The organism is Plantibacter cousiniae (nom. nud.), assembly GCF_977070315.1.
The window spans coordinates 126,566-152,926 of sequence record NZ_CDRVEU010000002.1; the positions used below are offsets into that span (position 1 = coordinate 126,566).

At 60.5% G+C, this 26,361-nt stretch carries 26 protein-coding genes; 19 read left to right on the plus strand and 7 right to left on the minus strand.

Annotated elements, in window-relative coordinates; genetic code table 11:
• Positions 1-6: 6 nt before the first annotated feature.
• Entirely contained in the window at positions 7-1,215 is a 1,209-nt protein-coding gene (locus tag ACW55A_RS04265) for an aspartate transaminase (protein ID WP_498810763.1), read from the minus strand.
• A 276-nt stretch (positions 1,216-1,491) separates the two neighbouring features.
• Between ACW55A_RS04265 and nac the strand changes: the two genes are divergently transcribed.
• From nac to ACW55A_RS04330, 13 genes are all read left to right on the plus strand, one after another.
• The gene (nac, locus tag ACW55A_RS04270; protein WP_498810762.1) at positions 1,492-2,403 is read left to right on the plus strand and encodes a nitrogen assimilation transcriptional regulator NAC; all 912 of its coding nucleotides are present in this window, start codon (positions 1,492-1,494) and stop codon (positions 2,401-2,403) included.
• Positions 2,404-2,518: 115 nt separating this feature from the next.
• Positions 2,519-2,965, plus strand: a complete 447-nt coding sequence (locus ACW55A_RS04275; RefSeq protein WP_455808790.1) for an acetyl-CoA carboxylase biotin carboxyl carrier protein — start codon at positions 2,519-2,521, stop codon at positions 2,963-2,965.
• Positions 2,966-3,020: 55 nt separating this feature from the next.
• Entirely contained in the window at positions 3,021-4,373 is a 1,353-nt protein-coding gene (gene accC, locus ACW55A_RS04280) for an acetyl-CoA carboxylase biotin carboxylase subunit (RefSeq protein WP_498810761.1), read from the plus strand.
• Complete coding sequence (gene pxpB / locus ACW55A_RS04285) at positions 4,370-5,041, plus strand: 5-oxoprolinase subunit PxpB (protein ID WP_128775014.1); 672 nt, start codon at positions 4,370-4,372, stop codon at positions 5,039-5,041. The genes accC and pxpB overlap by 4 nt, the downstream gene beginning before the upstream one ends.
• On the plus strand, positions 5,038-6,009 hold the full coding sequence (locus tag ACW55A_RS04290) for a 5-oxoprolinase subunit C family protein (protein ID WP_498810760.1): 972 nt from the start codon (positions 5,038-5,040) through the stop codon (positions 6,007-6,009). The genes pxpB and ACW55A_RS04290 overlap by 4 nt, the downstream gene beginning before the upstream one ends.
• Positions 6,009-6,431 (plus strand): biotin/lipoyl-containing protein, encoded by a 423-nt coding sequence (locus tag ACW55A_RS04295; RefSeq protein ID WP_103736106.1) that lies wholly within the window; start codon positions 6,009-6,011, stop codon positions 6,429-6,431. Before ACW55A_RS04290 ends, ACW55A_RS04295 begins: the two co-directional genes overlap by 1 nt.
• The gene (locus ACW55A_RS04300) at positions 6,421-7,191 is read left to right on the plus strand and encodes a LamB/YcsF family protein (RefSeq protein ID WP_455808787.1); all 771 of its coding nucleotides are present in this window, start codon (positions 6,421-6,423) and stop codon (positions 7,189-7,191) included. The genes ACW55A_RS04295 and ACW55A_RS04300 overlap by 11 nt, the downstream gene beginning before the upstream one ends.
• A 127-nt stretch (positions 7,192-7,318) precedes the next feature.
• Positions 7,319-8,071, plus strand: coding sequence for an SDR family oxidoreductase (locus ACW55A_RS04305; RefSeq protein ID WP_498810759.1), 753 nt, complete (start codon positions 7,319-7,321; stop codon positions 8,069-8,071).
• 118 nt (positions 8,072-8,189) lie between these two features.
• A complete protein-coding gene (locus tag ACW55A_RS04310) occupies positions 8,190-8,891 on the plus strand; it encodes an amino acid ABC transporter permease (RefSeq protein ID WP_498810758.1) in 702 nt (233 codons plus the stop codon).
• A 6-nt stretch (positions 8,892-8,897) separates the two neighbouring features.
• Positions 8,898-9,638, plus strand: coding sequence for an amino acid ABC transporter permease (locus ACW55A_RS04315; protein ID WP_003435366.1), 741 nt, complete (start codon positions 8,898-8,900; stop codon positions 9,636-9,638).
• Between the two features lie 10 nt (positions 9,639-9,648).
• A complete protein-coding gene (locus tag ACW55A_RS04320) occupies positions 9,649-10,386 on the plus strand; it encodes an amino acid ABC transporter ATP-binding protein (protein WP_046719378.1) in 738 nt (245 codons plus the stop codon).
• A 52-nt stretch (positions 10,387-10,438) separates the two neighbouring features.
• On the plus strand, positions 10,439-11,272 hold the full coding sequence (locus tag ACW55A_RS04325; protein WP_058396896.1) for an ABC transporter substrate-binding protein: 834 nt from the start codon (positions 10,439-10,441) through the stop codon (positions 11,270-11,272).
• A 167-nt stretch (positions 11,273-11,439) separates the two neighbouring features.
• A complete protein-coding gene (locus tag ACW55A_RS04330; RefSeq protein WP_096106057.1) occupies positions 11,440-13,104 on the plus strand; it encodes a PqiB family protein in 1,665 nt (554 codons plus the stop codon).
• 16 nt (positions 13,105-13,120) lie between these two features.
• Here the strand turns inward: ACW55A_RS04330 and ACW55A_RS04335 are convergent, their stop codons facing one another.
• Both ACW55A_RS04335 and ACW55A_RS04340 read right to left on the minus strand, forming a co-directional pair.
• Positions 13,121-14,395 carry a glucarate dehydratase family protein gene (locus ACW55A_RS04335; protein ID WP_498810757.1) on the minus strand — a complete coding sequence of 425 codons (1,275 nt, stop codon included), beginning with the start codon at positions 14,393-14,395 and terminating at the stop codon, positions 13,121-13,123.
• Positions 14,396-14,413: 18 nt separating this feature from the next.
• Positions 14,414-15,790: an MFS transporter gene (locus tag ACW55A_RS04340; RefSeq protein ID WP_498810756.1), complete on the minus strand. Its 1,377-nt coding sequence runs from the start codon at positions 15,788-15,790 to the stop codon at positions 14,414-14,416.
• A 106-nt stretch (positions 15,791-15,896) separates the two neighbouring features.
• Here ACW55A_RS04340 and ACW55A_RS04345 point away from each other — a divergent pair, with 106 nt between their 5' ends.
• Entirely contained in the window at positions 15,897-16,796 is a 900-nt protein-coding gene (locus ACW55A_RS04345) for a LysR family transcriptional regulator (RefSeq protein ID WP_455808782.1), read from the plus strand.
• Positions 16,797-16,934: 138 nt separating this feature from the next.
• Complete coding sequence (locus tag ACW55A_RS04350) at positions 16,935-17,618, plus strand: ATPase (RefSeq protein ID WP_455808781.1); 684 nt, start codon at positions 16,935-16,937, stop codon at positions 17,616-17,618.
• A gap of 52 nt (positions 17,619-17,670) precedes the next feature.
• Here the strand turns inward: ACW55A_RS04350 and ACW55A_RS04355 are convergent, their stop codons facing one another.
• The gene (locus ACW55A_RS04355; protein WP_003435353.1) at positions 17,671-18,663 is read right to left on the minus strand and encodes a nucleoside hydrolase; all 993 of its coding nucleotides are present in this window, start codon (positions 18,661-18,663) and stop codon (positions 17,671-17,673) included.
• A 251-nt stretch (positions 18,664-18,914) separates the two neighbouring features.
• Between ACW55A_RS04355 and ACW55A_RS04360 the strand changes: the two genes are divergently transcribed.
• Together ACW55A_RS04360 and ACW55A_RS04365 are read left to right on the plus strand one after the other, a co-directional pair.
• On the plus strand, positions 18,915-20,885 hold the full coding sequence (locus ACW55A_RS04360; RefSeq protein WP_498810755.1) for a putative bifunctional diguanylate cyclase/phosphodiesterase: 1,971 nt from the start codon (positions 18,915-18,917) through the stop codon (positions 20,883-20,885).
• A 75-nt stretch (positions 20,886-20,960) separates the two neighbouring features.
• The gene (locus ACW55A_RS04365) at positions 20,961-21,671 is read left to right on the plus strand and encodes a GntR family transcriptional regulator (protein WP_003435349.1); all 711 of its coding nucleotides are present in this window, start codon (positions 20,961-20,963) and stop codon (positions 21,669-21,671) included.
• On the opposite strand, the gene ACW55A_RS04370 is transcribed toward ACW55A_RS04365, so the two are convergent.
• From ACW55A_RS04370 to ACW55A_RS04380, 3 genes are all read right to left on the minus strand, one after another.
• Entirely contained in the window at positions 21,672-22,622 is a 951-nt protein-coding gene (locus tag ACW55A_RS04370) for a PDR/VanB family oxidoreductase (RefSeq protein ID WP_058396899.1), read from the minus strand. It abuts the gene before it with no gap.
• Positions 22,623-22,695: 73 nt separating this feature from the next.
• Positions 22,696-23,760, minus strand: a complete 1,065-nt coding sequence (locus ACW55A_RS04375) for a Rieske 2Fe-2S domain-containing protein (RefSeq protein ID WP_498810754.1) — start codon at positions 23,758-23,760, stop codon at positions 22,696-22,698.
• A 145-nt stretch (positions 23,761-23,905) separates the two neighbouring features.
• Entirely contained in the window at positions 23,906-24,793 is an 888-nt protein-coding gene (locus ACW55A_RS04380; protein WP_003435343.1) for a LysR family transcriptional regulator, read from the minus strand.
• A 130-nt stretch (positions 24,794-24,923) separates the two neighbouring features.
• On the opposite strand from ACW55A_RS04380, the gene ACW55A_RS04385 reads away from it, so the two are divergent.
• Positions 24,924-25,673 carry a gamma-glutamyl-gamma-aminobutyrate hydrolase family protein gene (locus ACW55A_RS04385; RefSeq protein ID WP_498810753.1) on the plus strand — a complete coding sequence of 250 codons (750 nt, stop codon included), beginning with the start codon at positions 24,924-24,926 and terminating at the stop codon, positions 25,671-25,673.
• 127 nt (positions 25,674-25,800) lie between these two features.
• Positions 25,801-26,349 (plus strand): cupin domain-containing protein, encoded by a 549-nt coding sequence (locus tag ACW55A_RS04390; RefSeq protein ID WP_003344936.1) that lies wholly within the window; start codon positions 25,801-25,803, stop codon positions 26,347-26,349.
• The last annotated feature ends 12 nt before the right edge of the window (positions 26,350-26,361 follow it).

Consider the following 26,361-nt stretch of genomic DNA (forward strand, 5'->3'; position numbering starts at 1 on the left):
AGGTGCTCAGCGCAACGCAGCGACAGCAGTCGCAATGCGCGCGCAGCCGTCTTCAAAGGTTTCCAGGGCAGTCGCCGTAGACATCCGGAAAAACGGTGCCAGGCCATAGGCGGTGCCTGCGACAACGGCAACGCCCTGACTTTCCAGCAGGTACAGAACCACGTCCGTATCGGCTTCCAGTACCGAGCCTGACGGTGTGGTTTTGCCGATCAGCGCGCCGCAATTGACGTACAGATAGAACGCGCCTTCGGGCTTGATGCAGCTCAGGCCGTCAATCGCGTTGATCAGCTCCAGGCAACGATCGCGGCGCTGTCTGTAGACCTTGACGCTGTCGCCGACAAAAGACTGGTCGCCGGTCAGGGCGGCCACCGCAGCGGCCTGGCTCACCGAGCAGGCGTTGCTGGTGGACTGTGATTGCAGGGTCGCCATCGCGTTGATGATATCGCCGGGGCCTGCTGCGTAGCCGATGCGCCAGCCGGTCATGGCGTAGGTTTTTGACACGCCGTTGATGATCAGCACGCGTTCGCGCAGCGCTGGCTCGACAGTGAGCAGGTGGCTGAGCGGAGCGTCGTCGTAGCGAATGTGCTCGTAAATGTCGTCGGTCATGACCAGCACGTCCGGGTAGTCGAGCAGTACGTCGGCCAGCGCGCGCCATTCGGATGCGCTGTAGGTGGCACCGGTCGGGTTGCTCGGCGAATTGAGCAGCAGCCAGCGGGTGCGCGGCGTGATCGCGTTGCGCAGCTGCGCGGCAGTCAGCTTGAACTGGTTTTCCTCCGGGCAGGCCAGGGTTACTGGACGACCGTCGCAGGCCAGGACCATGTCCGGGTAAGACACCCAGTAAGGCGCGGGGATCAGCACTTCATCGTCGACACTCAATGTCGCCGCGAATGCATTGAAAATCGCGGCCTTGGCACCGCTGGTCACCACGATCTGGCCGGGCGCGTAAGCAAGGCCGTTTTCACGCTGCAGTTTGGCGGCGATTGCCTCGCGCAGCGCCGTGGTGCCAGCGTTGAGCGTGTAGCGTGTTTCACCGTTCTCGATGGCGGCACAGGCGGCCTGACGAATGTGTGCCGGTGTGTCGAAGTCCGGCTCGCCAACCACCAGATTGATGATCGATTTGCCTGCGCGCCGCAGTTCATTGGCCCGATCGGCAGCAGCGCTGCTTGGCGACGGTTTGATGCGGAGCACGCGGGCAGCGATGCGAGATGCGGTCACGTTGGCATTCCTCGTTGATGGCCTTGACGGGGAATACGTTACGAGCCAGAGCAGCGAGCGCCATAAGACCATTTCGTTCTGGGTTGATAGGCAGCGCTTATGACCGCAGATGAACCGGCGTCGCACCAAAAGCGGGCGTGCAATGGTTGCAGGGGGATCAGCGCCTGGCGAGCCCGTTCAGCGGTAGCTGACATAGCAATTGCTTATGCCTGGTTTTTCCAGAGCTGGCCTGGGTCTTGCTGAAGCCCGTGTGTCGTGACTCTGGAGTGCAGCACCTTGAACCTTCGCCGTTTGAAATATTTCGTGAAAATTGTCGATATCGGCAGCCTGACTCAGGCCGCCGATGTGCTGCACATCGCACAACCTGCGCTGAGTCAGCAGTTGGTGACGCTGGAGGCCGAGTTGCAGCAACAGTTGTTGATCCGCACCAAGCGCGGCGTCACCCCGACCGAGGCGGGCAAGGTGCTGTACGGGCATGCTCAGCTGATCCTGCGCCAGTGCGAGCAGGCACAGAGTGACGTCAACGCCAGTGGTCTGGCGTTATCGGGGCCGGTGTCGGTTGGGCTGGCACCCGGCACTGCCGCTTCGACCCTGTCGCTGCCATTGCTCAAACGCGTACGCGAGCGTCATCCGGGCATTCTGCTGTACCTCAATGAGAACTTTGGCACCACCCTCAGTGAGTTGATCATGAACGGGCGTATGGACATGGCCGTTCTTTATGGCGGACGCGAGGTGCATGGCTTGAGTTTTGTGCCCTTGATACGCGAGCAGCTGTACCTGGTGAGTGCCGAAGAGGTGCTTCAGGGGCGCGAGGAAATTCCGCTCAGGGAACTGGCCGATATCGACCTGCTGTTGCCGCGCACCTACAACACTGTCCGTCGTCTGGTGGACGAGGCATTTGTGCGTATCGAGCACAGTGCCCGGGTGGTGGCAGAAGTCGAATCTTCGACGACGCTGGCCGCGGCAGTCGCCGATCGATTCGGCTCGACCATTCTTCCCGAATCTGCAGCGCGGGTGCTGGCAGACACGCATGCGGTCAACCTGAGCCGCATTGTCGAACCCGAGATCGAAGCCCCTCTCGCGCTGTGCCTCTCCGGGCACTTGCCGCTGTCGGTGCCGGCCCAGGCGGTCAAGGCGATCCTTCTGGAACTGGTCGCAGAAATGCGTGGCAACCGCCGCGCGCAGTGATCCCGACGTCATAAGGGGCGCTTATCACCCCACAGTCAAACCGTCTTGGCGGTCAAAAACCTGCCTCGTTACATTGCCCTCAGCCACATTTCATTTGCCAGGCAAGGGCTCTTGCATGAATCCGGAACGTATCAAAGCACTTATCGACCTGATGGCCGAATCGGACCTGAGCGAACTCAGCCTGTGTGAAGGCGACGCGCAGCTGCGTTTGCTGCGCGAGCCCGCTCAGGTCGCCAACCGCGTCAATCCGGCTGTTGCGACAGTGCAGACGACGCCCGCAGAGCGCACTGTTTCTCCGACTCAGACAAGTACGACGACCGCCGTACAACAGGCACAGGCGTGCGCCTCGCTGTACGGGGTGCTGCACCTGACCCCGGCACCCGACCAGCCGCCTTTTGTCGAGATCGGTACGTCCGTCGAGGTGGGGCAGACTCTGGCGGTGGTCGAGGCCATGAAGATGTTTCATCCGGTGAAGGCTGAGGCGGCAGGGGTGGTGACTGCCATTCTGGTTGCCAATGGCGAAGAGGTTCAGGCCGGTCAGGCGCTGTTCAGCATTGCGTGATGGTCTTGAGCTGCCTTGCAGGCCGTCTTGCAGGTTCACCGATCAGGGGTTTTTGATGTTCGATAAAGTATTGATCGCCAATCGCGGCGAAATCGCCCTGCGCATCCAGCGCGCCTGCAAGGGCCTGGGCCTGCGCACGGTAGCCGTGTATTCCGAAGCGGATCGCGATGCCGGTTATGTACAACAGGCTGACGAAGCGCTGTGCATCGGTCCCGCCGCAGCGGCGCAGAGCTATCTGAATCAGGCGGCCGTGCTCTATGCCGCGCAACTGACCGGTGCTCAGGCGATCCATCCCGGTTATGGCTTTCTGTCTGAAAATGCCATGTTCGCCGAACGCATCGAGCAGGCTGGCCTGACCTTCATCGGCCCCAGTGCTGCGTGCATTCGGGTCATGGGCGACAAGGTCGCTGCCAAGCGGGCGATGCGCGAAGCCGGCGTGCCGTGCGTACCCGGTCCGGATACCAGCATGCCGGCCGACCCGCAGAGCATTCTGCAGATCGCTAGCGACATCGGTTACCCGGTCATCGTCAAGGCCGCAGGCGGCGGCGGAGGGCGCGGCATGCGTGTGGTTCGGGAAGTGTCTCGTCTGCTCGATGCGATTGCGCTGACCCGCGAAGAAGCCCGACACGCCTTCGGCAATCCCGAGTTGTATATCGAGAAGTTTCTGGGCCAGCCGCGCCATGTCGAGATTCAGGTGTTGTGCGATGCCTATGGCAATGCCGTCTGGCTCGGCTCACGGGATTGCTCGATGCAGCGCCGCCACCAGAAGGTGCTTGAAGAGGCGCCTGCACCCGGCATCGACGCAGCATTGATGGCCAGGGTGGGCGAGCGTTGCGCACAGGCTTGCCGCCAGATCGGCTATCAGGGCGTCGGCACGTTCGAGTTCCTCTTCGAAAAGGACGAGTTCTATTTCATCGAGATGAACACTCGCCTGCAGGTCGAGCACCCGGTAACGGAAATGACCTCCGGCATCGACATTGTCCAGCAGCAGATCCGCATGGCGATGGGCGAGCGCCTGAGCTTCAGTCAGGCCGACGTAACGGTGTCGGGCCATTCGCTGGAGTGCCGGATCAACGCCGAGGACCCGCGCAGCTTCATGCCGACGCCGGGCCAGGTCACCCGCTGGCAGATCCCCGGTGGTTTCGGCGTGCGGGTCGATTCGCATGTCAGCCACGGCTACCGCGTTCCGCCTTATTACGATTCGATGGTGGCCAAGGTCATCACTCATGGTGCCAGTCGCGATGAGGCGTTGGCACGCATGCGTCTGGCACTGAGCGAAATGCACGTCGAGGGCATCTCTACCAACATCGCGCTGCATCGCGACATTCTGCAGGACCCGGTGTTCTGCAAGGGTGGCATGGACATTCATCACCTGGAGCGCTGGTTGCAGACAAGGAGCCACCCATGAGTCTCGTGCAGGCGTCGAATGCGCCAAGAATCACCTTGCTGGGAACCACCGCGTTGCTGTTTGAAGCACCCGGCGAGCTCGACCTGGCACCGCAGCAACGCATATGGGCACTGGCCCGTCTGAGCAAGGACTGGCCGCAGGTACGCGAGGCGGTGCCGGGGATGAACAACCTGATGCTGACCTTCGCGGCGCCACCGCGGGACCTGGCCGGTCTGAAAACCCGTTTGCTGGAGACCTGGGAGCAGTGCCAGCCGCTGCCGTTGCAGGGCCGGATCATTGAGTTGCCGGTGGTATACGGCGGTGACGGCGGACCGCACATGGCTGATGTCATCGCCCATACCGGGCTGGATATCGAAACCATCGCCAATCTGCACTGTGAGCCGCTGTACCCGGTGTACGCCCTGGGCAGCCATCCGGGTTATTGCTACCTGGGCGGTATGGACCAGCGCCTGGCAACGCCGCGGCGCAAGGTGCCGGTACTCGATATCGGGGCCGGGTCGGTCTCCATCGGTGGCGTTCAGACGGGTATTTCCGCGTCGGCCGGCCCCAGTGGCTGGAACACCATAGGACGCACGGAAATGGTGTTTTTCGATGCGGGTCAGCAGCCTCCGGCGCTGTTGCAACCCGGCGATCAACTGCGCTTGCGTATCGAGAGGATCATCCGATGATCGAAGTTATCAGCGCTACCGCACTGGCGACCGTTCAGGATCTGGGGCGGCACGGCAGCCTCGGCTACGGCGTCGGCACGTCTGGCGCGATGGACACGCTGTCACTGCGGCTCGGCAACCTGTTGCTGGGCAACGATGAGGACGCGGCGGGGATTGAAATTCCGCTGTTCCCGTTCGAAGTGCGCTTTGTCGATGACTGCACCTTCGCGATCACCGGCGCCGCCTGCGCTGCGTCGCTCGATGGTGAGCGGCTGCCAGGCAATTGGGTCGCTCGGGCACGCAAGAATCAGGTGTTGCGGCTCAATTACCCGACGATGGGCAGCCGCGTGTATCTGTGTCTGGCCGGCGGCGTCGACGTGCCGTTGGTGCTGGGCTCGCGCAGCACGCAATTGCGCGGCGCTTTTGGTGGCTGGCAGGGCCGTGCGTTGCAGCAGGGTGATGTGATTCCTGCGGGCGCTGCCAACGAACTGCGTGCCAGTGATTTCGGGGTGCAATCGTCGGTGGCGGCCTTGCCGTTGTTGCTTGACGGGCTGCCGGCCATCCGCGTGCTGCCGGCTGCCGAATTCGACTGTTTCAGTGCCGAGGCGCAAGCAACGTTTTTTGCCGGTGAGTGGAAAATCACCACGCAGAGCAACCGTTACGGCTACCGCATGGAGGGCACGCCCTTGCTTGCGCGCGAGACGCTGGAAATCCGCTCTCATGGCATCGTGCCTGGCGTGATTCAGGTGCCCCACGGCGGACAGCCGATCGTGCAGATGCGGGATGCCCAGCCCAGTGGCGGTTATCCCAAGTTTGCCACAGTCATCGAGGCCGATCTGTGGCGTCTTGGCCAGGCGCCGATCGGCAGCAAGGTCCGTTTTGTGCAGTGCAGCTACGACGAAGCGGTCGACGCGCTGGACACCAATCACGCTTTCATCGAAGACGCCCGGCGCGTGCTCGCGCTGCGCAGCCTGCAAGGACACCGCTGATGAACATCAAAGAGATTCGCCAGCTGGCAGCGTGTATTCGGGACGCCGGCATTACTGTGCTGGAGTTGAGGCGGCCGGGGTTCGAGCTGTTGATCCGCCGCGGCGAGCCTGTACAGGCCTGCGCTGTGCCCTCTGCGCCTCAGGTCGCCGTTGAACCGTCGGCGCTGACTGCCCATGTGGTGAGTGCCGACAACCCCGGCGTGTTTGTATCGAGTCATCCCGATGAACGCAGCAGCTACGTAAAACCCGGCGATGCAGTGGCTGTGGGGCAGTTGCTGGGGCTGTTGCGTATCGGCCTGTTGTACCTGCCGGTGCGCAGTCATCAGGCAGGGCGCGTACTGCGCTTCCTGGCCGCCGAAAACGAGCGCGTCGGTTATGGTCAGCCGCTGATTGAACTGGAGGAACTTGATCATGCGCATTGATCTGAATGCTGATCTGGGTGAGGGCTTCGGGCCCTGGACCATGGGCGAGGACGAGGTCCTGATGCCATTGATCTCCTCGGCCAACGTGGCGTGCGGCTTTCATGCCGGGGATCCGCTGATCATGGACAGCACAGTGCGCCGCGCCAAGGCGCTGGGCATTGATCTCGGTGCGCATGTCGGCTTTCCGGATCTGCAGGGGTTCGGCCGCCGCAGAATGAACATCGAGCTCAAGGAGTTGTGCGCCATTGTGGTGTATCAACTCGGCGCTCTGGCGGGCCTTGCAGCCGCTGCCGGTTACCGCGTCACGCACATGAGTTTTCACGGGGCGCTGGGCAATATGGCTGCGGCCGATGCCGAACTGGCCGGGCCTTTGGTAAGGGCTGTTGCAGGTTTTGACCCGCAGCTGATCATCAGCTCATCCAGCAGCGCGGCCATCGAGCAGGCCGCCGACGCGTGCAACCTGAGGGTGGCAACGACCTTTCTGGCTGATCGCGCCTATGACGAAAACTGCCTGCTGGTGCCGCGAGGTACGCCCGGTGCAGTGATCAAAGACCCGGAGCAGGTCAGGGCCAGGGTTGCGCAACTGTTGCAGGACGGCTCGGTAACGACCCTGAGCGGCAAGCGTGTGGCGGTCAACGCCCAGTCGATTCTGTTGCATGGCGACACGCCGGGGGCGGTGGAACTGGCGCGCAGCATTCGCCGGAGCATCGAAGAGCAGGGCGGTGTCATCACCCCGGTTTCACAGTTGCTCGGGTCATAAGCGCAGCTTATTGCCACACAACCATTGTTTCTTGGTCGCTGCCCATGACGCTCGTTAAAGTCCAGTACAAGGCGATCAGCATTAACAGCCAAGCGGCTGATCGACGCTTATTCAAGGAAACCCTGACATGCCTTTTTCCGATTATAAAACCGCGCTGGTCACCGGCGCTTCTTCCGGCATTGGCGAGGCCGTCGTCGAGCGGCTGTGTGCCGAAGGTTTGCAGGTCCATGCGCTGGCGCGCAGTGCAGACAAGCTGGCGGCACTGGCGCAGCGCACCGGTTGTATCGCGCACGCTATCGACGTGACTGATCTGGCTGGCCTGACGGCCTTGTTTCAGGCCCATCATTTCGATGTCGTGGTCAACAATGCCGGCGTCGACCGGCCCGGCTCGCTGCTCAAGGCGGACGCTGAAGGGATTGATCTGCTGGTCGATGTGAACCTGCGCGCAGTATTGCAGATTGCCAGGCTCTCTTTGCCGGGGATGGTCGAGCGTGATTGCGGGCACATCATCAACATCAGTTCGATCGCTGCTGCCTACAACTTCGGTGGCAACTCGACGTACCACGCGACCAAGGCTACGGTAAGCATGCTGTCCCGTCAGTTGCGCATCGATGCCTTCGGCAAGCGCGTGCGGGTCACCGAAATCTGCCCGGGGCGCGTGGCGACGGATATCTTCGCTCACGTGCATGGCGACTCCGAGGAAGTGCGCAAGCGTTTCATCGAGGGCTATGAGCTGCCGGTGGCCAAGGACATTGCCGATGCGATCGCCTATGTGATTGCCGCGCCCATCGCGGTCAACATCGGGCATATGGAAATCACCCCGACGCTGCAGGTGCCCGGCGGTCTGTCGACTGCGCGTCCGCAGGACTACGAAGGCTGAGGCTGCGTCTGCAAGGGCTGTATCCCATCACGAGAGCGGCATCAGCCGCCATGTCATACCCGCGCCAGACCCGCTGGCGCCTTGCTTCTGCCCTGGCTGAATGTCTATGGGAACAACCATGACGAGTAAATTCGATCTTTCAGCGATCCTGCAGGGCGAGTACGCCGAGCTGATCGTCAAGGGCATAGAAACGACCCTGCAACTGGCATTCGTTGCCTGGTGTCTGGCCATGGCGGTAGCCCTGCTGCTGGTGTCGATTCGCCTGACCGGCAACAAGTACGCCGAGCGCCTGGTGGCGGGTTATGTGTCCTATCACCGCAATGTGCCGACGCTGGTGCAACTGATGCTCTGGTATTTCGGCATTCCCACGCTGCTGTCCGAAAACACACAGATCTGGCTGGCCAACTACAGCACCGAGTACCTGTTTTCGGTCATCGCCCTGCGCCTTTGCCAGGCGGCGTATTTCAGTGAAGACATTCGCAGCGGGTTACGCGCGATTCCGGCCGGGCAAGTCGAGGCGTCGCGCGCGCTGGGCCTGGGTTATGTGCGCTCGATGCGTTACGTGATCCTGCCGCAAGGGGTTCGCAACTGCCTGCCGTCGCTGATCAATCACACGGTCCTGCTGTTCAAGAACACCAGTCTGGTCATGGCCATCGGCGTGGTGGAGCTGACTTATGCCACCCGCGAAGTCGAGAACTACACCTTCCGCACCTTCGAAGCGTATCTGGTCGCAACCGTGGTCTACCTGGCCATTTCATTGATGCTGATGGGCCTGGGTGCTGTGCTGGCCCGGCAATTCAGCAAAGCCATGGCGAGGTAGGCGGCGATGTTCGATGTCTTCACGATTGTTCGCGATAACTGGACCTTGCTGCTGGTCGGTCAATACCCCCACGGTCCGATGGGCGGCCTGATTTCGACGCTGATGCTGGCGGCGCTGGCCCTGTTGCTGGCCTTTCCTCTGGGGCTGCTGTTGTCGCTGGCGCGGGTTTCGCCGTGGCGCTGGCTGCGCTACCCGGCGACGGTCTGGGTCTACGTGATGCGCGGCATTCCGCTGCTGATGGTGATTTTCTGGACCTACTTTCTGGTCCCCTTGCTGATCGGCCATAACATCACCGGTTTCACCACCATGCTCTGCACGCTGGTGGTCTATCAGAGCGCCTATCTGTGCGAAATCATCCGCGGCGCTATTCAGGCGCTGCCGACCGGTCAATACGAAGCCTCCCGCGCGCTGGGCATGGGCTACCTGCGCACCACGGTCTGGGTGATCCTGCCGCAGGCGCTGTACAACGCCTTGCCGAGTCTGATCAGCCAGTTCATTTCGATCATCAAGGAAACGTCGCTGGGCTACGTGATCAACGTCCAGGAAGTGACCTTTGCCGCCAATCAGATCAATAACCAGCTGCTGACCAAGCCGTTTCAGGTGTTCTTCATCCTGGCGATCACTTACTACGTGCTGTGCTACGGCCTGACCCGTCTCGCCGCCGTGGTGGAGCAGCGGATTGCCCGCAAACGTGAAGGCGATGTATCGCCTGTGCCCGTTCCCCGGCCTTTGACTACCGATAATTGAGGGTTGCCCAATGCATCCGATGATCATGTTTTCCAGGATCAATAAATGGTATGGCGAGTACCAGGCCCTGACCGATATCTCCGCCGAGGTGCAGCGCGGCGAAGTGGTAGTGCTGTGCGGGCCCTCAGGCTCGGGCAAGTCGACACTGATCCGCACCGTCAATCGTCTTGAGGACGTGCAAGAAGGCCAGATTCTGTTTGACGGCCGTGACGTGAACGGTACCGACGCCAACGTCAATCGGCTGCGCAGCCGCGTGGGTTTCGTGTTCCAGAGCTTTAATCTGTTTCCGCACTTGTCGGTGCTCGACAACATCATCCTGACCCCGACCAAGGTCCGTGGCTTGAAGAGCAGTGAAGCGCGCGCCCGCGCCATGGAGTTGCTGGATCGGGTGGGGCTGGCACACAAGGCCGGTGCCTACCCCGCACAGTTGTCCGGTGGCCAGCAGCAGCGTGTGGCGATTGCTCGCGCGCTGGCGATGGAGCCGCCCGTCATGCTGTTTGACGAGCCCACCAGCGCTCTTGACCCGGAAATGGTCGGCGAGGTGCTCGGCGTCATGAAAGGCCTGGCCAAAGAGGGCATGACCATGATGTGCGTCACCCACGAGATGAATTTTGCCCGGGAAGTGGCCGACACCATCTGGTTCATGGATGCGGGGCAGATCCTCGAAAAATCCAGCCCTGAGGTGTTCTTTCAGCAACCGACCCATCCGCGTGCCCAGCGCTTCATTGCCGACCTGCGCAGCCATTGAGCGCAGGCACTGATTTCAGCGAATCACTCAATTCATTTCCAGGAGTCTCACCATGCGTATCAAGTCTGTACTGGCTGCACTGGCGTTGTCGCCGCTGGCTGTTTCGGTGGTCCATGCTGATCAGCTCAGCGATGTGATGAGCAAGAAAAGCCTGAGCTGTGGCGTGTATGCCGACGTTCCGCCGTTCTCGGCACCGGACCCTCAAACCCGCGAACTGGTGGGCATGGACGTCGATCTTTGCAAAGCCCTGGCCAAACACATGGGCGTGGAGCTGGAACTCAAGCCACTGTCGGTCGAAGCACGTATCCCGGAAGTCAAAATGGGCCGCGTGGATGTGATTTTCGCCAATCTGGCTTACACCAAGAGCCGTGCCGACCAGATCCAGTTCAGCGACCCTTACTACATCGCCAAGGAAACACTGGTAGTCCGTGCCGCGAATGCCGATCAACCGAAATCGTTCTTCAAGGGCAAACGCATCAGTTCGACCAAAGGCTCTACCTCCGAGCAGTCGATCCGTCTGGCTGACGCGACGCCAGTGACCTTCCAGGACACCGGCTCTGCCTACATGGCACTGCAACAGAACAAGGTGGTGGGTCTGGTGACCAACACCATGACCGCAATCAAGCTGGTAGGGCAGGCCAAGGCCGGCGGCGTGGAATTGGCCATTGCCAAGGAACCGATGGCGCTTGAGCCCATCGGTGCCGGCATGCGCCAAGGCGAACCTGCCTTTCTGGCGAAGGTCAACGAATCGCTGCGCGCAATGGAAGCCGCAGGTGAGATCGACGCGATCTGGGCGCACTGGATCGGCCCGAATACCGAATACAAGATGGTTCGCGAAGACAAGGTACAAAGCCTCAGCGAATTGAAATTCGACCCGTTGCCTTGAGCAAGGGCATGAAGCCGACCAAACGGTCGGCTTCATGCCGCACGGCACCATCGCATCTTGATCAGATCTTGATATTTCCTTGATGGTTTATTGATAGCCGAGGTTCAGAGTCCGACCGACAGTATCAATCGTCGGCATGACCCCGCGTGGGCGTCTCAGAGGACAAAATGTCTGATCGCTCAGGTTCGGTTTCTCCATCGGCAGTCGCTGCTTTCATTACCCGAAAGAGACGTTTCGGCGTATCCCCTGTATGGCTGGTTCCGCTGCTCGCTGCCTTGATAGGCCTGTCGCTGCTGATCAGCAGCACACTGTCGAAAGGCCCGAGAATCTTCGTCACCTTCCAGAGCGCCGAGGGGCTTGAACCTCACAAGACGAGGGTCAAGGTCAAGAATGTGGTGATCGGCGAGGTATCGGCCGTTGCCTTGAACACGGACCGTACAGGCGTTGTGGCGACGGTGGACCTCGATGCCAGCGCCCGTGCTTTCACTGCTGAGGACTCCCTGTTTTGGGTGGTGCGCCCGCGTATAGGCGTCACCGGTGTATCGGGCTTGGATACCGTGCTTTCCGGGCCATTTATCGCGGCGGACAGCGGTACGTCCGGGCATACGAAAAAACACTTTGTCGGTCAGGAAGCTCCGCCACCCATTACCTACGGCGCAAAAGGCACGCGTTTTACCCTGCACGCCGCAGACATGGGCTCACTGGAGGTCGGGTCTCCTGTGTACTACCGACGCATTCAGGTCGGACAGATAGCGGCCTGCCATTTATCCGCAGACGGCAAGGGCGTGGATGCGGAAATTTTCATCAATGCGCCCAACGACAGTTTCGTGACCACCGACACGCGCTTCTGGAATGCCAGCGGTATTGGCATGACGGTGGATGCCGATGGTCTGAAAATAAAGACTGAATCGGTCTCGACGATACTGGCGGGAGGGGTGGCCTTCGTCGAGCCGGATTACCGTACGAATGCGCCCCGGGCCGCGGAGCATGCACGCTTCATGCTGTTTGACGATCAGCAGAAGGCGCTGTCGCCGCCCGACGGCGAACCGGGTTACATCCGTATGATATTCAGTCAGTCGCTGCGGGGGCTGGAGGTCAATTCGCCGGTCGAGTTCATGGGCATAACGCTGGGGCGAGTCGTCTCGGTAGACCTGGACTACGACGCCGCCAGCAAGTCATTCACCAGCATCGTAGGGGCGCAGATATACCCCGACCGCCTGGGTATGGCCAATGAAAAAATCGTGAAGACGTTAGGCGTTACCGATGATGCACGTACGGCACAGTTGATAGCCGACTTCGTCAAACGAGGCCTGCGTGCGCAGCCTCGCAGCGAGAGTCTGCTGACCGGACAACTGTATATTTCCCTGGGTTTTATCGCCAACGCTGCGCCGGTGCCGTTCGATGTCAGTGCGCAGCCGCTGATAATCCCGACCGTGCCGGGGGAGCTTGAAAAGATGCAGGAGCAGGTACAGCAGATCATCGACAAGGTCAGCAACGTGCCGGTGCAGGAGATCGCCGGCAACTTCAATGGCAGCCTTGGCGAGGCGCAAAAGACGTTCAGGCTTTTCAACGCGCAGGTGATGCCCGAACTGCACGGCGTTCTGCTGCAATCCCGAAGCACACTGGACATTGCCGGTGCAGCACTCGCCGAGGACTCGCCTGTGCATCAACAGATCGACCGGACAATCGACGACGTTCAGCGCATGGCCCGCTCGGTAAGGGTTCTGACCGATTACCTGAGCCGCAACCCCGAAGCCTTGATCCGTGGCCGCACCCGGCAGGATCGACCGGGTGTCTACCAGAGGACCGCGCCTGCTCAGCAGGCCGATTAAGCCGAGCCGGACGGCTTCAGTACCTCGGTTTGACCGCCTTCCAGTCCGGCTTGTACTTTTGCATCTGCTGCACGTCATCGCGCTGCCGAATGCCACAGCTGTGATACTGGTCGTTGAGCTTGCCGAGCTGGTCATGGTCCAGTTCCAGCCCCAGGCCGGGCGCGCGGGTGATGCTGACGCAGCCGTCGACAATCGGCAGTTTGCCGCCCTTGATGACTTCCTCGTCCGGCTCCTGCCACGGGTAGTGCGTGTCGCAGGCGTAGTCCAGATTAGGCACCGACGCTGCGACGTGGGCCATGGCCATAAGGCTGATACCCAGATGCGAGTTGGAGTGCATCGACACGCCGAGGCCAAAGGTGTCACACATCTTCGCCAGTGCCTGAGTGTCGCGCAGGCCGCCCCAGTAATGGTGGTCAGCGAGTACGATTTGCACGCTGTCGAGGGCCACGCTGCGGCGGAACTCGTCGAAATCGGTTACCACCATGTTGGTTGCCAGCGGCAGACCGGTGCGTTTATGCAGCTCGGACATGCCGTCGAGGCCCGGCGTCGGGTCTTCGTAATATTGCAGATCATCGCCCAGCAGCTCTGCCATGCGAATCGAAGTCTCCAGTGACCAGTTGCCGTTGGGGTCGATGCGCAGCGGATAACCGGGGAAAGCCTTTTTCAGCGCCTTGATGCACGACACCTCGTGTTCCGGCGGCAGTGCTCCGGCCTTGAGCTTGATGCTTTTGAAACCGTAGGCTTCGATCATGCGCCGGGCCTGAGCAACGATCTGCTCTTCGCTGAGCGCTTCACCCCAGCTGTCGGGCGCGTAAGGCGCATCGGCATGCTGCGCGTATTTGAAAAACAGGTAGGCGCTGAAGGGTATCTGGTCACGAATGGCACCGCCGAGCAGGTCCACCAATGGCAGGTTCATGGAACGCGCCTGCAGGTCCAGAAACGCCACTTCGAACGCAGAATAGGCATTGCTGACCGCCTTGCTCGCGTGTGAGCCCGGCGCCAGTTCGGCACCCGCCAGGCTGGCAGGCTTATGCGCTGCCACGGTCGCCTGAACGATGCTGCGCAGCTGATTGAGGTTGAACGGGTCGAGCCCGATCAGCTGGTTCTGCACGTGTTGCTGAATCGCCAGTGCCGGGGCATCCCCGTAGCTTTCACCGAGACCGATGTAGCCGTTGTCGCTTTCCACCTCAATGATCGAGCGCAGGGCAAAGGGTTCGTGAATACCACTGGCGTTGAGCAGTGGCGGGTCGCGAAAGGCGATAGGGGTCACGGTCACACGTATGATTTTCAAAGGGCGGTCTCCCGAAGGTCAGGGTTTGAGGCTGGAAGGGGTGCCAGTAACGGCAGGGCTGAGCGCTGCAGGCCGCTCAGCCCTTGACGGGCGGCCGCGATCACCTCGTGGCGTGGTGCGGGCGAAGAAGATCACCACGGCAGCCAGCAGCGATGTCGCTGCCAGTCCATACAGACCGCCTTGAATCGAACCGGTGGTCTGTTCCAGAAAGCCGAACGTGGTGGGCGCAACGAAACCGCCCAGGTTGCCGATTGAGTTGATCAGCGCAATGACCGCAGCGGCAATGCGTGCATCCAGATAGCCCTGAGGGATTGGCCAGAACAGCGCAGACGCGGCCTTGAAACCGATGGCCGCGAAGCAGATGGCGACAAAGGCGAACACCGGACCGCCGACGGTGGACATGAACATGCCGGCGGCGGCGATGACCAGGGTGACTGCCACCCAGGCCTGCTGGTGCTTGAAGCGTGCAGCCAGTGCTGCAAAGCCGTACATGGCCACGATGGAGATGATCCACGGGATCGAATTGAACAGCCCGACCTCGAAATCGCTGAAGCTGCCCATCTTGCGGATCATGCTCGGCAGCCAGAAGGTGGCGCCGTAGATGGTCAGCGCCACGGAAAAGTAGATGAAGCAGAACAGCAGGATCTGCCGGTCCGCCAGCAGGCGCAATACCGAGGGTCTGACGGTTTGTGCTGCTTCGCGCAGCCGTTGCTCTTCGGCGATGGCGGTGCTGAGCGCGGTTTTTTCTTCGTCACTGAGCCAGCGGGCTTCGTGAGGATGTGATTGCAGCCAGAACCAGACGAAACCGCAGAGCACGATCGACGCGAAGCCTTCGATCAGGAACATCCATTGCCAGCCATGCAGGTTCAGGCCCTCGATGCCGAGCAGGGCGCCGGACACCGGTCCGGAGATGACCGACGCTATCGCCGAGCCGCTGAGAAACAGCGCCATGGCTTTGCCGCGGTCGCTGGAAGGCAGCCACTGGGTGAAGTAATAGATGATGCCGGGGAAGAAACCGGCTTCGGCGGCGCCGAGAATGAAGCGCAGCACGTAGAAGCTGGTTTCACCTTGAACGAATGCCATGGCCATCGCAGCCGCGCCCCAGGTAAACATGATGCGGGTCAGCCAGGCGCGGGCGCCGTAGCGCTGCAAGAGCATGTTGGAGGGGACTTCGAACAGTGCGTAACCGACAAAAAACAATCCGGCGCCCAGCCCATAAGCCGCTGCGCCGATACCCAGATCGGTTTCCAGATGGCTGCGTACAAAACCGATGTTGACCCGGTCGATGTAATTGACGATGAACATCACCACGAACAGCGGCAGCACGTGGCGTTTTACCTTGGCGGCCGCACGGGCAAGCACCGTGGCGTCCGTAGTACCAGGGACGGTATTCAAGAGGCGACTCCCATTCATTGTTATTTTGGGGATGAGTCGATCATGAGGGCGTGTATTATTCCCGTCCAATCCAGTTAGTGACTTGATTGATACCGGGAGTGGATCAATGTTCGAGCTTTCTCAACTGCGTTGCTTCACCACGGTGGCAACGGAGCTGAATTTTCGCCGTGCCGCCGAACGGCTGAACATGACGCAGCCGCCGTTGAGTCGGCAGATTCAGATACTGGAGCATAATCTGGGCGTCGAGCTGTTCACCCGCAGCACCCGCAGTGTGGCCCTGACTGCTGCGGGCAGGGCTTTTTTCATCGAGGCGCAGACCTTGCTGGAGCGTGCGCAGCAGGCGGCCATTTCCGCGCGACGCTTTGCCGAAGGTGACATCGGCTCGGTGACCATCAGTTTCGTCGGCAGCGCCGTGTACGAGTTTCTGCCCAGGGTGATCGCCGAGGCGCGCCTCAAGCAGCCGCAGGTGAAGATTTCCCTGACTGAAATGAACACCTATCAGCAGCACGAAGCACTCAGGGCGCGGCGCATTGACCTCGGTATCGTGCGAGCGCCACTGTTTCAGCCGGGTTACGAGAGCGAATGCCTGGTACGCGAGCCTTTTGTGCTGGCCGTGCCGAGCAATCATCGATTGGCGCATGCGGACTCGGTCGCGGTGGCCGATCTGGATGGCGCACCGTTCCTGATGTATTCGCATTCGGCGTACCCACCGTTCAACGAACTGCTGACCGGTATGTTTCGCTCCGCACGAGTTGCACCGGAGTATGTCCAATGGCTTGGATCGTCACTGACTATTCTGGCGCTGGTCAACGCTGGCATGGGGCTGGCACTGGTACCGCGTTGTGCTACCAATGTGGTGTTCAAGGACGTCGTGTTTCGTGACATTGACCTGGGCGAAGGCGTGCAGAGCGAGTTGCACCTGGTATGGCGCACCGACAATGACAGCCCGGCGTGCCGGATGCTGCTCGAAGCCATTCGTGCGGCCGTCAGGGCGGATGAAAATTGAAGCGAAAAACCTTGCAACGTAGTGGTATCAACTATCATTCATTCAGTCGATAGTCATCATCAAGCAAGGCAAGTTCTGTTTTTCCGGCAAAGGAGGAGGATGGCGCCATAGCCACCTGCTCCAAAGGGAGACGACGCGATGAGAATGTTCAATCTGTTGACGTTTGCTGCCGTGTTCAGCACCAGCATTATGTTCACTGCCCCCGTCAATGCTGCCGTCTCTCCGGTCTCCGAACAGTCCTGCCATTTCATGCCCGTCGTCGACAGCGCTGCCAGCCTGCAACACACTCAGTCGGTGGGCGTGCTGTACAGCGAAAACACCCTCAGCAACCTTCAGTATTTGAACAACTACCATTCGGTGGCACTCAGAAGCGGCAGCAATGGCGCACTCGATGCGCGTATCCGCAACGCATTCATCAACAGCTCGGATCCTGCGCTGGCGACCGACTGGCTGGTGGGCTCATTGAAGAAAGAGTTCGCCTCGGTAACCGTTTACAACAACCTCGATGCGCTGATGCAGGCCCGCCCGGACGTAGTGGTCATGCTCGACACTTACAACCGCCTGGTGAGCAAGCGCAACAGTCAGGTCGAAGCGCGTTTCATGGCGCGCTTCTATGACAACAACCTGCAATACATCGGCAAGGCCGAAGGTGAAGTGGTTCGGGAAATAACCTCGGTCTGGGTGCAAGGCAAGGCCGCTCCGGAGATCGCTGCACAAATCGATCAGCAGCGTGATTTGCAGGTGAATGCCTTGAAACAGTTCGACGCCTCGCTCAAGGCTCTGGTCATGCAGGCCGACCGGGCTCAGGTGGCGGCGAACTGATGGAGTGACTGCGCCAGGCTGAGAAGGCGCGGCGCAGCATTTCACACTGGCCTCAGCTATTGATGACCTGGGCAAAGTTGTTGCTGAACGCGACCTGCGAGACACCCAGCACTGACGCAATCATTCGTGAGCCGCTGCCTTGCAGCTGTATCTGACCACAATGGTTGTCCTGCGGCGTCAACTCGGTGTTGACCGACAGAAACTGCTCATCGATTTTTGTCGCTGCAATACCACCTGCCATCAGCATAGTAGCCAGCGGATCGAAGATCGGCACGGGAAGCCCTTCGGCGTGTGTTCCGGATTTGTGTTCGAGCACTTGTTTGACCAGTGTGGCGACAGGGTCGGTGGCGGTGATCAATTGCCAGTAGCTGGCGTCGAGGATGATCTGGTTGCAGACATCCAGCGGCACCAGCGTCAACGGCAGGCTTGACTGGAAAACAGTGTTGGCGGCGACAGGGTCGACGAACACATTCCATTCTGCATAGTGGTTGCTGCTGTAGGCCTCTCCCTGATCCCATGCCTTTTGCGCGTTGTTCAATGCTGCGACGTTGCCGTCGACGTAAACCGCGCCGGCCATGGCGACGATCTGTTCGACCATTTTGAAGTCGGCTGGCTGGCTGCTCAACGAAAGCATCTTCGCGATGTTGGTAAAGCCCCCCAGCGACAGCACTGTGATGGGGTCCTGGCTGTTTTTTACCGTCTGATACATGAACTCCCAGGCGGGCAGGCTCGACAGTTCCGGCAGCGTGGCAGGGTTCAGTGTCCCGAGCAGGCCCATGATGTCGTTCATGTCGTTTTTGAAGGGTTGCGGAAAGCGGTTGTCGTACTCAAGTGGCTGATCGGTACCCTTTGCCACGACGGTGCCGAGTCGATTGCCGATGCCCAGCAAATGCTGCGCGATGATCACGCCCCAGCCGAGGTCTGTTTCGCCGCATCCGGTCACTGTAATGCCGAGGATGTCGATGTCCTGTCGCTTCATCAGGTAGGCGATCGACAGTACGTCATCCCAGCCCATGTCCGTATCGATAATGACTTTCCTGTTCACGGTAATGCTCCTTGCCTGTAGGGGACGATTGAAAAGAAGGTGTGCAAGCGCCGTTGACTTATGCGAAGGCACGCGGAAAAAAGGTTGCCAACAGGTTATTTCAATTAAACCGATGCACGGCTCGGTTTTACCGTAAAGAATTAATCACATCCGCCGAGAGCCTGACAAGTGAGCCGACAATTAGCTGTCCGGTTCGCATGATGAGCAGCAAGCCACGTGTGCTTTGACTGTGGTAACAGAGAAGCCTTGCGATGCTGAAAAAACTACCGGGTGCCTTGCGTGCCCTGATGTCTGTGCCTGCTGATAACCCCAGGTTGTTGCAGGCCCAATATGTTGCGTTGTCCCGGCAACTGCCGTTGATGTACTTCGTGCTGCTGGTCAATACCTGGGCATTGGCGTTCACCCATTGGCGAACCGCTCCGGTGTGGCTGACGCTGCTGGTCCCGGCGCTGCTTACGGTTATCTGTGCCGTCCGTGCACGCAAATGGTTGCGCACGGTAAACCGGCCGCCACCCGCTCCGGCGATCATTCTGGCCACGCTGCGTGGTACACATGGCCTGGCAGGCGTGATAGCGGCCGGGTTTGCCGCCTGGTCGCTGTCGCTTTACCCTTACGGCGATGCCTACTCCCAGGCGCATGTCGCGTTTTTCATGGGTATTACGGTGATCGTCTGCATCTTCTGCATGATGCACTTGCGGCCTGCAGCGCTGACCACCGCCCTGGTCGTCAACACCGCCTTCGTCATTTTCTTCGCCTCGACGTACAACGTTACCTTTATCGCCACAGCGGTGAATATCGTGCTGGTGTCGATCGGCATGCTGATCATTCTTCATTACCAGTACCGCGATTTCACCAGCCTGGTGAATGTGCAGGTAAAGACCGAGCAACTGAGTAACGAGAATCTGCTGCTGGCCAATCAGGACAGCCTGACGGGCCTGCCCAATCGTCGCCAGTTCTTTCAGACTCTGGATGCCGCGATGACCGAGGCAATGGCGCAGCGCAGCGGCCTGGCAGTGGGGGTATTGGACCTGGACGGGTTCAAGCCGGTCAATGACCTCTATGGTCACCGCATCGGCGACCGTTTGCTGATGCTGGTGGCTGAACGCCTGACCAGCGCCTCGAGTGACAAGGTGCATGTGTCGCGACTGGGCGGTGACGAGTTCGCGCTGGTGATCAAGGGTGACATGCACAGTGACGCGTTGCTGGCGTTTGGCAAACACCTGTGTGACCTCATGCACGAAAGCTTCGAACTGTCGGACATGCCGATCCAGATTGGCGCGACACTGGGCCTGGCGACGTACCCGGCCACGGCGGATAATGCGACCCAGCTGTTCGAGTTTGCCGATTACGCGCTGTATCAAGGCAAGAACCATAACACCGGAACCACCTGCCTGTTCTCCGCCAGCCACCGTGAGCAATTGCATGCCGACGGCGTTACCGAACAGGCCTTGCGGCGCGCCAATCGGGAAACCGAGTTCCACGTATCGTTTCAGCCGATCATTGAGAGCTGCACGCGCGAAACGGTGGCTTTCGAGGCACTGGCGCGCTGGAACAGCCCGGAACTGGGGTCTGTTTCGCCGGCGCATTTCATTCCGATCGCCGAGCGCATCGGCATGATCAACAAGCTCACCGTGCCCTTGTTGACCCAGGCGCTTGGCATGGCCCTGTCGTGGCCCGCGCCTATCAGGCTGTCGTTCAATCTGTCCGCGCACGACTGTGCGACCTGGGAAAGTGTCAGCAGAATTGTCGAGATCATCGAACACAGCGGCTTCGATGCGTCGCGGCTCGATCTGGAAATCACCGAAACGGCGGTCATGCAGGATATTGCTCAGGTGCAGCAGGCCATTACCCAGTTCCGCAAGCTGGGTTGCGGTATCTCGCTGGATGACTTCGGCACCGGCTTCTCCAGCCTCAGTCAGTTGCACGCGCTGGCGCTGACCAAGCTGAAGATCGACCGCAGTTTTGTCACCGGCGTGCACCACAACCCGGCCAGTTACAAGATCGTCAAATCGCTGGTTGCCTTGAGTCTGGACATGTCTCTGGGCTGCGTGATCGAAGGCGTCGAAACACAGGATGAGCTGAATGCACTGACCACCCTGGGTTGTACGATGGTGCAGGGCTACTTCTACAGCCCGCCGATCAGTTTTGCAGAAACGCTGGCCTGGATTGAAATACCCGATGAAGAGCGCACCTTCGGTTACGCCGCATCGTGCCCTCTCTGATCGATTGCATGTGGGCGATTCTCTCAGGCGTGCGTGGGGTAAGATGCGTTTTTTGATCCCCACGGAAGCCTTTTGATGAGCAAACCCGGGCAGACCGTCCTTGTTGCGTTGCGCAAGATGATTGCATCAGGCGAGCTGGCCGCCGGCGAGCGTCTGATGGAGGTGCCGACTGCCGAGCTGTTCGGCGTTTCGCGCATGCCGGTGCGCATGGCGTTCCGGACGCTGGAGCAGGAGGGGCTGCTGGTGCCCTTTGGCGGGCGTGGTTTTCAGGTGCGCTCGATCAGCCCGATGGAAATCGCCGGCGCGGTGGATGTCCGCGGTGTCCTTGAGGGGCTTGCCGCGCGGCAGATGGCCGAGCGCGGCCTGACCCAGGAGGCGCGCGACGAGCTGGAGGCCTGTCTGGTACAGGGTGACGCGCTGTTCGAGAAGGGCCATGTCACTGAAGATGACCTTGAGGTCTATCACGACATGAACATGCGCCTGCATCGCGTGATCGTCGAGGGCAGCGGCAATCGCGCCATTGCCGATGCACTGTCACGCAACGACCATCTGCCTTTTGCCTCGGTAACCGCGCTGGCCGTGGATCGCGACAACCTGATTCGCGAGTACCGTCGGTTCAATTTCGCCCACATGCAGCATCACGCCGTCGTGGATGCGCTGGTGAATGGGCAGGGCGCTCGCGCCGAGGCCATCATGCGCGAGCATGCCAATGCCACCTTGCGCTATGCAGAAATCTTCGGCACCGGGCAGAACGAGCGCATGAAAGTCATTCAGCGCCCGGACTGATCAGATGTCGAGCACCAGCACGGGCGTCTTGGAACGTGAGCAGCAGGGCGTGAACTGATCGTTGAGCGCCTGCTCGTCTTCGGTCAGAAACAGATCGCGATGATCCGGAATGCCTTTCAACACCCGCGTCAGGCAGGTGCCACAGACACCTTGTTCACACGACAGCGGAATATCGATACCGTGGCTTTCGAGCACCTGAGCGACCGTTTTATTGGCCGGAATGGCGATGACCTGGCCGGTACTGGCAATCTCGATTGAAAAACTGCCATCGTTGCTGGTGTCGACCGGCTCTGCGGAGAAGTACTCGCGGTGCAGAGTGTCCTCGGACCAGCCAGCGGCCCGCGCGCTGTCGAGGATGTATTGCATGAAACCGCCCGGCCCGCACACGTACAGGTGGGTATCGGGCTGTGGGCGGGCGAGTACTTTGCCAGCCTCCAGCGCAGTGTCCGGCTGTTCATCGAAGTGCAGCGTGATGCGCTCGGCAAATGCCGAATGCTTGAGGCGTTCGATGAAGGCGCCGCGTTCGGCGGAACGCACGCAGTAATGCAGCTCGAAATCGGCAGCCTCCAGCGTAAGTTGTTCGGCCATGCAGAGGATGGGCGTGATGCCGATACCGCCGGCGAACAGCAGCGTGCGCCGGCTGTTTTCAGCCAGCGGGAACAGGTTGCGCGGTTCACTGATGCGCAACTGTGCGCCAGTCTGAATCTGTTGATGCAGGCTGCGCGAGCCACCACGCGAAGCCGGGTCGTTGAGGACGCCGATCAGGTAGCGGTGACGCTCGTTCGGGGCATTGCACAGCGAGTACTGACGAATCAGCCCGTCAGGCAGGTGTACGTCAATGTGCGCGCCTGCGGTGAACGGCGGCAACAGCGCTCCGTCTGCCCGCACCAGTTCAAAGCTGCAGATGTCCAGCGCTTCATCGTTGCGTGATAACACCGTCACGTCGATCATGTCAGGTCCTCGGGTGACCGCGGCACGGGTCACTTCTGATTGTTTTCTTGGTGTTTCGACGGGCAATGGCCGGTCATTTCGTCGCCATCACGGGAATCTGCTCGCCGCGACCGGCCTGCTCGGCAGCGATCAGGCGCTCCAGGATCTTGCGTGACTGCACGCCACCGGCGTCGATATTGAGCTTGAGCAGGCTGCGATGCGGGTGCGTGAGCAGGTTCTGTTGCTGGCGTTCAAGCATTTCCAGGTCTTCGGTGAAGATCTTGCCCTGGCCTTCACGGATGCTGGCGGTCAGCTCTGCATCAGTGGGATTGAAGTTGCGCGCCATGCCCCAGAAGTACCAGATGGAGGTTTCGGTCTCGGGGGTGATGAAGTCGACGACGATGCTCGACGCCTTGAACTCTTTGGGCGCGTGATAGCCGCCTTTGCCTGCATGGGCTACGCCGACTTCGATCAGCACATGGCTGGGCGGAGTGAAGCGGCAGATCTGCCAGCGATCGACCGGCACGTCATCGGCCAGGTTGTTGCCACGCAGTGCCATCTGCCAAAACGGCGGCGGCATGATGTTTTCCATGTGCCGGGCGGTAACCACTTCCTCGCCTTCGACCGTTGTAACGGGCGCTGCCTCGTCGATTTCCTTCTGGCCGATGCTTGATGCATGCACATAGGTTTCGTGGGTAAGGTCCATCAGGTTGTCGATCATCAGGCGGTAATCGCACTGGATATGAAACAGCCCGCCACCGTAGGCCCAGTCGTCGCTGACTGCCCATTCCAGATGGTGGATGAGTGCCGGGTCGGCCTTTTCCCGGTCACCGGGCCAGACCCAGATGAAACCGTAGCGCTCGACCGCCGCGAAGGTCTTGTTGCAAGGGAAGCCGCGAACACGCTGGCCGGGCATTGAAACAGTCTTGCCGTCGCCGCCCATGACCAGTCCGTGGTAACCACACACCAGCTGGCCGTTCTCGACATAACCCAGCGAGAGCGGGGCGCCGCGATGCGGGCAGAAGTCTTCGACGGCAATGACCTGCTGGTCCTGGTCGCGATAGAACACCATCTTTTCGTTGCAGATCTGCCGTCCCAGAGGCTTGTCGGCGACTTCATCCGCTGTACAGGCGACGTACCACGCATTTTTTGGGTGCATGATGGTTCTCCACGGTTCGATTATTGATCTTATGGATCCACAGAATGAATCATGTTGTCTCCTCGCGATTATTAATGCCACAGGATCGAGATTAATCCAATGATTAATTTAGTTAACTATTATTTAATGGATCCACATAGATTGATCAGCCGGAGCTGGATACCAGCAGCGCCGCTCGCAGGCGCGGCGCGAGTGCTTCCAGCAGGGTCTGCACAGAACGCAGGGCGCGGCAGTCGGGGCGGGTCAGCAGCCACAGGTCAGTGCGGCATCCTTCCAGAGGACCGCTCAGGCGTTCGACCGCACCCAGGCCCTCGACCGTGAAACCGGTCAGCGCCGCCACGCCCAGGCCGGCAGCGACCAACTGCGAGACAGCCGACATGTTGCTGCAGCGGTAGCTCGGTAATACCCCTGGAAACGCCTGTTTGCGCCAGATCACCGAGGTGTGGTCGGGCATCGAGTCGTCCGGGCTGATCCAGGGGATCGAGGCAGGGTTTTGCGTCAGGGCCTCGCGGTATTCGGGGCGACCGCAGACAAAGTAGTCGGCACTGCCCAGGCAGCGCCCGATCAGGTGCTCGGGAGGCGTATTGGTCAGGCGCAGGGCGATGTCGGCATCGCGACGGCTGAGGTTGGCAAAGGCGTTGGAGGTGGCCAGCTCCAGCGTAAGGGCAGGGTACTGCGGCATGAAGTCCGCCAGCGCGGGCAACAGCAGGCTATGCAGTACCGCATCGGTACAGGTCAGACGTACCGTGCCGCTGACGACTTGTTCGCCCTGCTGCAAAGCGATGCGCGCAGCGGCAAGCGCCTGTTCGGCACGCTCGGCCTGTTCGGCCATGGCCTGAGCGGTATCGGTCGGTACGTACCCGCGCCGGTTCTTTTCAAACAGCGCTGCACCAAGGGCGGCTTCCAGACGACGGATCGAGCGAAACACGGTCGATACATCAACCTGCAACAGGTCGGCGGCACGGGCGAGGGTGCGGCCGCGAACCAGAGCGAGCACCAACGAAAGGTCGGCGTGGGTGATTTCATATTGCATTGGTGCATTGTTCCTTTGCCTGAATGCCTATGTTTGTTGCGCGGATGACTATCCTAGACTGGCTTCATTCCCGCTGGATAGCGTCCGGTAATCGGCGCTGACCACTCAGATTTCACACAGGATTCAACCTATGTCGCGACCTCCCTTGATTGGTGTCACCGCCTGCCGTCAGCAGTTGGGCAAGTACTCTTCTCACACCGCAGGCGACAAGTACGTCGAGGCCGCAGCCTTCGCGGGCATGCCGGTAGTCCTGCCTGCGCTCGAGGTGCCCACCGAGCCTGCGCAACTGCTTGCGTCACTGGATGGCCTGTTGTTTACCGGCTCGCCGTCCAACGTCGAGCCGCGTCACTACAATGGGCCGGCGAGCGTGGAGGGCACCGCCCATGACGTCTTCCGGGATCGCACAACTTTGCCATTGCTCAGGGCTGCCATTGCTAAGGGGGTGCCGGTGTTGTGCATTTGCCGCGGCTTTCAGGAGCTGAATGTCGCGCTGGGCGGCAGCCTGCATCAGCGGGTCCAGGAGCTGCCCGGCTATCTGGATCATCGCGAGCCGCAAAGCGAGGTGCTGGCGGTGCAGTACGCGCCAAAGCATGCCGTGCAGGTACAGCCTGGCGGTTTGCTCGACTCGCTGGGGCTGGCACCGGGGTTCGAGGTCAACAGCCTGCACAGTCAGGGTATCGATCGCATGGCGTCGGACCTGCGCGCGGAAGCATTGGCCCCCGACGGTCTGATCGAAGCGGTGTCCATGCCCGGTGCGCCAGGCTTTGTGCTGGGCGTGCAGTGGCACCCGGAATGGGAGTTCATGGACAACCCCGTGTCGCTCAGCCTTTTCAAGGCCTTTCGCGAGGCCTGCCAGAGGTATGCGCGCAGCAGTCGCTAGAGCGATGAGCTGCTGAGTGTTGTGGGCAAACGTGATTTAATATCCGGCTTGATGGCTTCGGGTGATGGACGATCCATTGCACCGGGGCGCTGCCTCATTCACCGGATATCTTTCACATAAGGCCACTATGGATACGGGAGCACGACTCAAACTGGTGCGTGAAAGCTACAAGCTGTCACAGCGTGAGCTCGCCAGACGCAGTGGTGTGACCAATGCCACGATTTCCCTCATCGAACAAAATCGTGTCAGTCCTTCCATCAGCTCGCTGAAAAAGCTGCTTGAAGGGATTCCCATGACGCTGGCGGATTTCTTCACGTTCGATCAGCCTCCGGGTCAGGATCAGTACGTGTTTCGAGCCGGCGATCAACCCGACCTGGGGCGCAACGGTGCCCGCCTGCTGCTGGTCGGCGCGACGTTGCCAAGCCGGCAGATGCGGTTTCTGCGTGAGCAGTACGCGCCGGGCGCCGACTCGGGCGATGAACCCATCGTCCACAGCGAAGGTGAGGAGTGCGGTCTGGTGACGCGCGGCACCGTCGAGCTGACCATCGATGGGCAGGTCAACATTCTCGGTCCGGGTGACGGCTATTACTTCCCGACCACCTTGCCGCATCGCTTCCGCAACATCGGCCAGGACGAAGCGGAGATCATTAGCGCCAACACCCCGGCCAACTTCTAGGTGCCGATAGCC

What these genes read in the sequence shown, in the direction of transcription:
- pxpB (WP_128775014.1), top strand. Translation starts at nt 4,370, where the DNA reads ATGAGTCTCGTGCAGGCGTCGAATGCGCCAAGAATCACCTTGCTGGGA.
- ACW55A_RS04290 (WP_498810760.1), top strand. Translation starts at nt 5,038, where the DNA reads ATGATCGAAGTTATCAGCGCTACCGCACTGGCGACCGTTCAGGATCTG.
- ACW55A_RS04385 (WP_498810753.1), top strand. Translation starts at nt 24,924, where the DNA reads ATGTCGCGACCTCCCTTGATTGGTGTCACCGCCTGCCGTCAGCAGTTG.
- ACW55A_RS04345 (WP_455808782.1), top strand. Translation starts at nt 15,897, where the DNA reads ATGTTCGAGCTTTCTCAACTGCGTTGCTTCACCACGGTGGCAACGGAG.
- ACW55A_RS04300 (WP_455808787.1), top strand. Translation starts at nt 6,421, where the DNA reads ATGCGCATTGATCTGAATGCTGATCTGGGTGAGGGCTTCGGGCCCTGG.
- ACW55A_RS04370 (WP_058396899.1), bottom strand. Translation starts at nt 22,622, where the DNA reads ATGATCGACGTGACGGTGTTATCACGCAACGATGAAGCGCTGGACATC.
- ACW55A_RS04320 (WP_046719378.1), top strand. Translation starts at nt 9,649, where the DNA reads ATGCATCCGATGATCATGTTTTCCAGGATCAATAAATGGTATGGCGAG.
- ACW55A_RS04375 (WP_498810754.1), bottom strand. Translation starts at nt 23,760, where the DNA reads ATGCACCCAAAAAATGCGTGGTACGTCGCCTGTACAGCGGATGAAGTC.
- ACW55A_RS04315 (WP_003435366.1), top strand. Translation starts at nt 8,898, where the DNA reads ATGTTCGATGTCTTCACGATTGTTCGCGATAACTGGACCTTGCTGCTG.
- ACW55A_RS04380 (WP_003435343.1), bottom strand. Translation starts at nt 24,793, where the DNA reads ATGCAATATGAAATCACCCACGCCGACCTTTCGTTGGTGCTCGCTCTG.
- ACW55A_RS04350 (WP_455808781.1), top strand. Translation starts at nt 16,935, where the DNA reads ATGAGAATGTTCAATCTGTTGACGTTTGCTGCCGTGTTCAGCACCAGC.
- ACW55A_RS04310 (WP_498810758.1), top strand. Translation starts at nt 8,190, where the DNA reads ATGACGAGTAAATTCGATCTTTCAGCGATCCTGCAGGGCGAGTACGCC.
- ACW55A_RS04295 (WP_103736106.1), top strand. Translation starts at nt 6,009, where the DNA reads ATGAACATCAAAGAGATTCGCCAGCTGGCAGCGTGTATTCGGGACGCC.
- ACW55A_RS04390 (WP_003344936.1), top strand. Translation starts at nt 25,801, where the DNA reads ATGGATACGGGAGCACGACTCAAACTGGTGCGTGAAAGCTACAAGCTG.
- ACW55A_RS04330 (WP_096106057.1), top strand. Translation starts at nt 11,440, where the DNA reads ATGTCTGATCGCTCAGGTTCGGTTTCTCCATCGGCAGTCGCTGCTTTC.
- ACW55A_RS04305 (WP_498810759.1), top strand. Translation starts at nt 7,319, where the DNA reads ATGCCTTTTTCCGATTATAAAACCGCGCTGGTCACCGGCGCTTCTTCC.
- ACW55A_RS04360 (WP_498810755.1), top strand. Translation starts at nt 18,915, where the DNA reads ATGCTGAAAAAACTACCGGGTGCCTTGCGTGCCCTGATGTCTGTGCCT.
- ACW55A_RS04275 (WP_455808790.1), top strand. Translation starts at nt 2,519, where the DNA reads ATGAATCCGGAACGTATCAAAGCACTTATCGACCTGATGGCCGAATCG.
- accC (WP_498810761.1), top strand. Translation starts at nt 3,021, where the DNA reads ATGTTCGATAAAGTATTGATCGCCAATCGCGGCGAAATCGCCCTGCGC.
- ACW55A_RS04365 (WP_003435349.1), top strand. Translation starts at nt 20,961, where the DNA reads ATGAGCAAACCCGGGCAGACCGTCCTTGTTGCGTTGCGCAAGATGATT.
- ACW55A_RS04325 (WP_058396896.1), top strand. Translation starts at nt 10,439, where the DNA reads ATGCGTATCAAGTCTGTACTGGCTGCACTGGCGTTGTCGCCGCTGGCT.